General features: G+C 62.5%; 6 protein-coding genes. 1 reads left to right on the forward strand and 5 read right to left on the reverse strand.

Translation table 11 applies throughout. The annotated features are described in order from the left end of the window. Positions 1-131: 131 nt before the first annotated feature. The 5 genes from PMI40_RS12245 to PMI40_RS12265 all read right to left on the reverse strand — a co-directional run bounded on the left by PMI40_RS12245 (position 132) and on the right by PMI40_RS12265 (position 5,598). Positions 132-854, reverse strand: a complete 723-nt coding sequence (locus PMI40_RS12245) for an ABC transporter ATP-binding protein (RefSeq protein ID WP_008115744.1) — start codon at positions 852-854, stop codon at positions 132-134. 2 nt (positions 855-856) lie between these two features. After that, entirely contained in the window at positions 857-2,824 is a 1,968-nt protein-coding gene (locus PMI40_RS12250) for an ATP-binding cassette domain-containing protein (protein WP_008115745.1), read from the reverse strand. Between the two features lie 4 nt (positions 2,825-2,828). Next, on the reverse strand, positions 2,829-3,719 hold the full coding sequence (locus tag PMI40_RS12255; protein ID WP_008115746.1) for a branched-chain amino acid ABC transporter permease: 891 nt from the start codon (positions 3,717-3,719) through the stop codon (positions 2,829-2,831). Positions 3,720-3,891: 172 nt separating this feature from the next. After that, the gene (locus PMI40_RS12260; RefSeq protein WP_008115747.1) at positions 3,892-5,043 is read right to left on the reverse strand and encodes an ABC transporter substrate-binding protein; all 1,152 of its coding nucleotides are present in this window, start codon (positions 5,041-5,043) and stop codon (positions 3,892-3,894) included. Positions 5,044-5,169: 126 nt separating this feature from the next. Continuing rightward, positions 5,170-5,598, reverse strand: a complete 429-nt coding sequence (locus PMI40_RS12265) for a thioesterase family protein (protein ID WP_008115748.1) — start codon at positions 5,596-5,598, stop codon at positions 5,170-5,172. Positions 5,599-5,828: 230 nt separating this feature from the next. Here PMI40_RS12265 and PMI40_RS23870 point away from each other — a divergent pair. Further along, the coding region (locus PMI40_RS23870) for an FAD-dependent oxidoreductase (RefSeq protein WP_008115749.1) at positions 5,829-6,000 on the forward strand (172 nt) is incomplete at its 3' end.

Consider the following 6,000-nt stretch of genomic DNA (forward strand, 5'->3'; position numbering starts at 1 on the left):
ACCGCGCAAGCCCCCATGCCCGGGCTTGACCGTTCAACAACGCCCGGGCGCATGTTGGATGGCAAAAAAATAACGCCATCCTGCGCAATGCAGGATGGCGTCATGCGGTGACGCCCGATGGCGCGCAACGGTCAGTGCCCGCCGCCCAGGTAGGCAGCCTTCACGGCCGGGTCGCCCTTGAGCTTGTCGGCCGGGCCATGTACCGAGATACGGCCGTTCTCCAGCACATAGCCATAGTCGGCCACGTTCAGGGCAGCCGCGGCGAACTGCTCGACCAGCAGCATCGTCACGCCTTCGTCCTTGAGGCGGGCGATGATGCGAAACACTTCCTCCACCAAAATCGGCGCCAGCCCCATCGAAGGTTCGTCGAGCAGGATCACCTCGGGATTGAGCATCACCGCGCGCGCCATGGCCAGCATCTGCTGCTCGCCACCGGAGAGCGTACCGGCCAGTTGGGCCTGGCGTTCCTTGAGCCGCGGGAACAGCTCCAGCGCGCGCTCCAGGTCGTGCGCGATATCGCCCTTGGGGCGGGCGCGGGTAAAGCGCGGGAAGGCGCCCAGCAGCAGGTTGTCGGTCACGCTCATGGTGGCGAAGACGCGCCGCCCTTCCGGCGAATGCGCCAGGCCGCAACGGGCGATGCGGTGCGAATCGAGGCCGGTGATGTCCTTGCCGCCCAGCGTGACTTCACCGCCACGGGGCTTGATCATGCCGGAGATGGCACGCATGGTGGTGGTCTTGCCGGCGCCGTTGGAGCCGATCAGGGTCACGACCTTGCCCTTGGGCACGTCCATCGAGATGCCATGCAGCACCTCGACCTTGCCATAGGACGCGTGCAAGTTGGAAATGGTCAGCATGTTCAGGCTCCCGCAGGGGTCGGTTGTGGATCGTGATCATCGCCGGCGCTGCCGCCGAGATAGGCTTCGATCACCTTGGGGTCGGCTTGCACCTGGGCCGGTCGCCCTTCGGCGATCTTCTGGCCGAAGTCGAGCACGGTCACCGTGTCGCAGATCGACATGACCACATCCATGTGGTGCTCGATCAGGATGATGGTGATGCCGGCTTCGCGGATCTTGCGGATGATGGCGATGAGGTCCTTGATGTCGGGCGCGGTCAGGCCCGCGGCCGGTTCGTCGAGCAACAGCAGGCTCGGGTTCAGGCCCAGTGCGCGGCCGATCTCGAGCAGGCGCTGCTTGCCGTAGGGCAGGTTGCGCGCTTCTTCGTTGGCCAGGTTGGCCAGGCCGACGAACTCCAGGATGGCGGCGGCGCGCTCGCGTGCCTGGCGCTCGTGACGTGCATAGCGCGGGGTGTTGACCATCACGTCCACGACATTACTGGTGAACGTGTGGTGCAGGCCCACCAGCACGTTCTCGGTGGCCGTCATCTCGCCGAACAGCTGTACGTTCTGGAAGGTGCGCGCCACGCCGCCCAGCGCAATCGCCGAAGGCGTGTTGCCCGAGATCTGGCGACCATCGTATTCGACGCTGCCATCGGTGGGCCGGTAGATGCCGGTGAGCACGTTCATCATGGTGCTCTTGCCCGAGCCGTTGGGCCCGATCAAGCCGTGCACGGTGCCCTTGCGCACATCGAGGTCGACCTTGTTGAGCGCCTTCAAGCCGCCGAACTGCATCAGGATCTGGTTCACCTTGAGCAGCGTGGCGCCGGCATCCTTGACCGAGTCGGTGGTGATGACGGCGACCTGGCGATCACCGGTGATCTGCTGCGCCACCGGCGGCACCGTGGTCAAGGTGCGACCGAACAGGCCGCGGCAGAAACCGACGATGCCATCCTGCAGGTAATACACCACGAACAGCGTCATCAGGCCGAACACGGTCAGGCGCCAATCGGTAATGTTCTCGAGCTTGAACGAGAACGCCGCCATCAAGACCACCGCCACCACCGGCACGGCTACGGTGCGCACGGTCTTGGTCTTCCTGGCCAGCGACACCACCGCACCGGCCACCACCACCACCGCCAGCACGCTGGCGATCTTGCGGAACAAGTCGATATCGGACAGCAGGCTGGGCAGCATCACCACGATGAGGGCACCGATGAGCGAACCGATACGCGATTTGCGCCCGCCCATGATCACCGCCAGCAGGAACAGGATGGTCAGTTCGAAGTTATAGGTATTGGGCGAGATGTACTCTTCCGAATAGGCGTACAAGCCGCCCGACAAGCCCGCCAGCGCAGCGCTGATGATGAAGGCATAGACCTTGTAGCGGTACACCGACACGCCCATGCAGTCGGACGCGATCGGACTGTCGCGCAGCGCCTGGAAGGCTCGCCCCAGGTTGGACTTGAGGATGCGATGGACCACGCCCATGGCCAGCACCGTGAGGATCGCCACCAGGTAGAAGAACTGCACCTCGCTCATCTTGTCGCCGCCCACCATCGGCTTGGCGACCTTGATGCCGAGCGGGCCTTCGGTGAGGAAGGTCATCTCGTTGATCAGGATCTGGATGATGGTGCCGAAGGCCAGCGTGACCATCGCCAGGTAGGGCCCGGTCACGCGCAACGCCGGCAGCGCCAGGATCGCCCCGAACACGGCGGTGACCGCGATGGCTGCCGGCAACGTCGCGTAGATCGGCATGCCCAGCTTGAAGAACAGCACGCCCACGGCATACGAGCCGATGCCGAACAGGCCGGCATGGCCCAGCGAGACCTGGCCGGTATAGCCGACCACGATATCCAGCCCGAACAGCAGGATGGCATAGATGAGGATGGTTTCGATCAGGTGCAGGTAATACGGGTTGTGCACCACCAGGGGGATGCCGGCCAGCACGATCAGGCCCAGCACCGAAAGCAGCAGGATTTTCTTGTTCATCGCATCAGACCTTCTTGATCGCAGTTTTGCCGAACAGGCCTGCAGGCTTGACCGCCAGCACCAGCAACAGCAGCAACAGGCCTGGCACTTCCTTGTAACCGGTCGAGATATAGAAGCCGGTGACGGTCTCGGCCACGCCCAGGATCAGGCCACCGACGATAGCCCCCATGCCCGAGGTCAGCCCGCCGATGATGGCCACGGCAAACGCCTTCAGGCCCAGCGCCGCGCCCATGGTGGCGCCGGTCAGCGTCAGCGGCGCCACCAGCACGCCGGCAAAGGCGGCGGTGGCCGAGGACAGCGCATACGAAAAGGTGATCACCATGCTGGTATTGATGCCCATCAGGCCTGCGGCGTCACGGTCGTTGGAGGTGGCCACCACCGCCTTGCCGTAGATCGACTTGCGGTTGAACAGCTCGACGGCGGCCATGATCAGCAAGGCGCCGATCACCACCAGTACCTGCATCGGCTGGACATTGGCGCCCAACACCTGGAACGGCGTGCCCGAGATCGGCGACGGGAAAGGCAGGTCGTCCTTGCCCCAGATGTTCTCGGCGACGTTCTTGAAGATGATCGCCAACGCGATGGTCGACATGATCCAGCCGAATTCCGACTTGATCTTGATCGCGGGACGCACGCCGATCCACTCGACGAACATGCCTTGCAGGCCGCCGAAGACCAGCACGATGGGAATCATCAGCCAGTAGTTGAGGTAAGGCCCGCCGTGGATGTTGCCCACCACCGACAGGCCGACCAGTGCGCCCAGCATGAGCGCTTCGCCCTGGCCGAAATTGAGGGTGCCGGAGGTGGCGAAGGTGAGCTGGTAACCGAATGCGATGACCGCATAGATCATGCCCAGTGCGATGCCGGAAAAGACCAGCTGTAACAGGATATCCATTGTAGTTCCCAAGAAGCGGCTGCCGCCGGGTGGCGGAGTTGACCTGCGGCCAGCCGGACCACACGCTGCTATGCGTGTCAGTCCGATGGCAACCGGTCGTGCGAAAAAGGCCAGTCCCCGGATCGCCAAGGACTGGCCTTTCATTGCTGTGGCTGCAAGTCGTAGGACGATGTTACTTGCCGAGCACGACGCGACCGTTGCGCACCTCGCCGATGACCACCGTGCCCGGCTTGATGGCTTCGTGGTCGTCCTTGGTGAAGGGCTTGTCATAGGTGGTGACCACGCCTTCGACCTTGGTATTGAGGCTTTCCAGGGCAGCACGCACCTTGTCGCCGTCGGTGCTGTTGGCCTGCTTGATGGCAGCGGCCAGCAGCAGGATCGAGTCGTAGCCCTGGGCGGCCGACACGGCCGATGGCATGCGGTCGACCTTGTAGGCTTTCTGGTAGGCTTCGATGAACGCCTTGCGCTTGGGAGTATTGCCGTCCTGGATGAAGGTTTGCGGCATGCGCGCGCCGTTGCCGTTCTTGCCCGAATTGTCGATGAAGTTACCCATCGACAGCGGCCAGGAGCCGATGATAGGCACGTGCCAGTTCAGCTTTTCCATGCCATTGGCGATCTGCGCCAGTTCCGGGCCGATGCCGTAGGTCAGCACCGCTTGCGCCCCACCCTGCTTGGACTTGAGCAGCTGGGCGGTCATGTCGACGTCCTTGATGTTGTATTTCTCGACGGCGACCGGGGTGATCTTCTTGGAGGCCAGCACCTTCTCCAGGTCTTCACGACCGAGCTGGCCGTAGTTGGTGGAGTCGGCCAGGATCGCGACCTTGGTGAACTTCTGCTTGTCGACCGCTTCGTCGGCGATCATCTTGGCCTGGATCTGGTCCGAGGCCGAGGTGCGGAAGATATAGTTGTCCTTGTCCTTCTCGAATTGCTTGGTGATCACGCTGCCGGTGGCGACGTTGTTGAGCACCGGGATCTTGGCTTCCTGGTAGAAGCGCTGCGAAGCCAGCGCCACGCCGGTATTGATGAAGCCCACCGTTGCGACGACTTTTTCCTTGTTGATCAGTTCTTGCGCAATCTGCACGCCGCGCTCGTTCTTGGCTTCGTCGTCGCGTTCGACCAGTTGCAGCTGGCGGCCCAGCAGGCCGCCCTGCGCATTGATCTCGGCCACCGCCAGCTTGACGCCGTCGCGCATCGACGCGCCCATCGGGGCCGAACCACCGGTGTAGGGGCCGGTCACGCCGATCTTGATCGGGTCGGCGGCCTGGGCAGATAGCGCCAGGCTCATCAATGCGGCAGCTACCAAGGCTTGGGTCTTGTATGTCATGTCTTCCTCCAGGGTTCTAATTGTTGGCTAGCACGAGCCAGGCGGCCAAGTGCTTGTCGCTCCCCCGCTCTGTGGCGGTTGACGGGAGTGTCGGGCCGATTCTGTCGCAGTTTCCTTTCGTCAAACTTACAAGCCGGTCAGGATCTGCCGCAATGACTCGGGCAGGGCCATCGATTTTTCCTTGACGAAATCAACCCAGACGATCTTGGCACCGCCATCAGCATAGATGATGTCGGGCCGGTCGGCGTCGCGCATCAGGTAGGTAGTTTCCACACTGGAGCGGCCCAGCTTGCCGGCAAACATCTCCACAGCCACCGTGGCCGGATATTTAAGCTGGCGCCGGAAGTTGCAATGGGCACTGACGATCACCGGCCCGCTGTCGCCGCCCACGGTCGGCCCCACCGCCGTATCGAGCCACTCGACCCGGCATTGCTCGGTGAAGCGGAAGTAGACGGTATTGTTGACATGGCCCAGCGCGTCCATGTCGCCCCAGCGCACCGGAATGCGGGCGGTGTGCAGCAAGTGGAAGGTGACGTCTGCGTCTTGAATGCTCATTGCTGTCCTTATTAGTGCGGTCATTGATCCGGTGTAACTGACATCGGCCACCTCGGCGGCCGCCAATCCAATAAAATACGCGTCATTGCCTGAAAACACAGCGGGGCCGGAAAAACTTTCATTTATCGGAGGCGATAAATAAATGCGTAGGCCCTGGCGTCATTGCGGAAAATGCTTAACAATAGCACGATCGTTCGCAAATACGCTTTTATAAAGATAACGGGACACCCATGACTTCTGCTCAAGAACTGCTGCAACAATACGGCCCGCGCGAGGCCATGGAATATGACGTGGTGATCGTCGGCGGCGGGCCGGCCGGATTGTCGGCGGCGATCCGCCTCAAACAGCTGGCCGTCCAGTCGGGCAAGGAAGTCGGCGTGTGCGTGCTGGAAAAGGGCAGCG

This window comes from Herbaspirillum sp. YR522, from assembly GCF_000282575.1.
GTDB lineage: Bacteria > Pseudomonadota > Gammaproteobacteria > Burkholderiales > Burkholderiaceae_D > Herbaspirillum.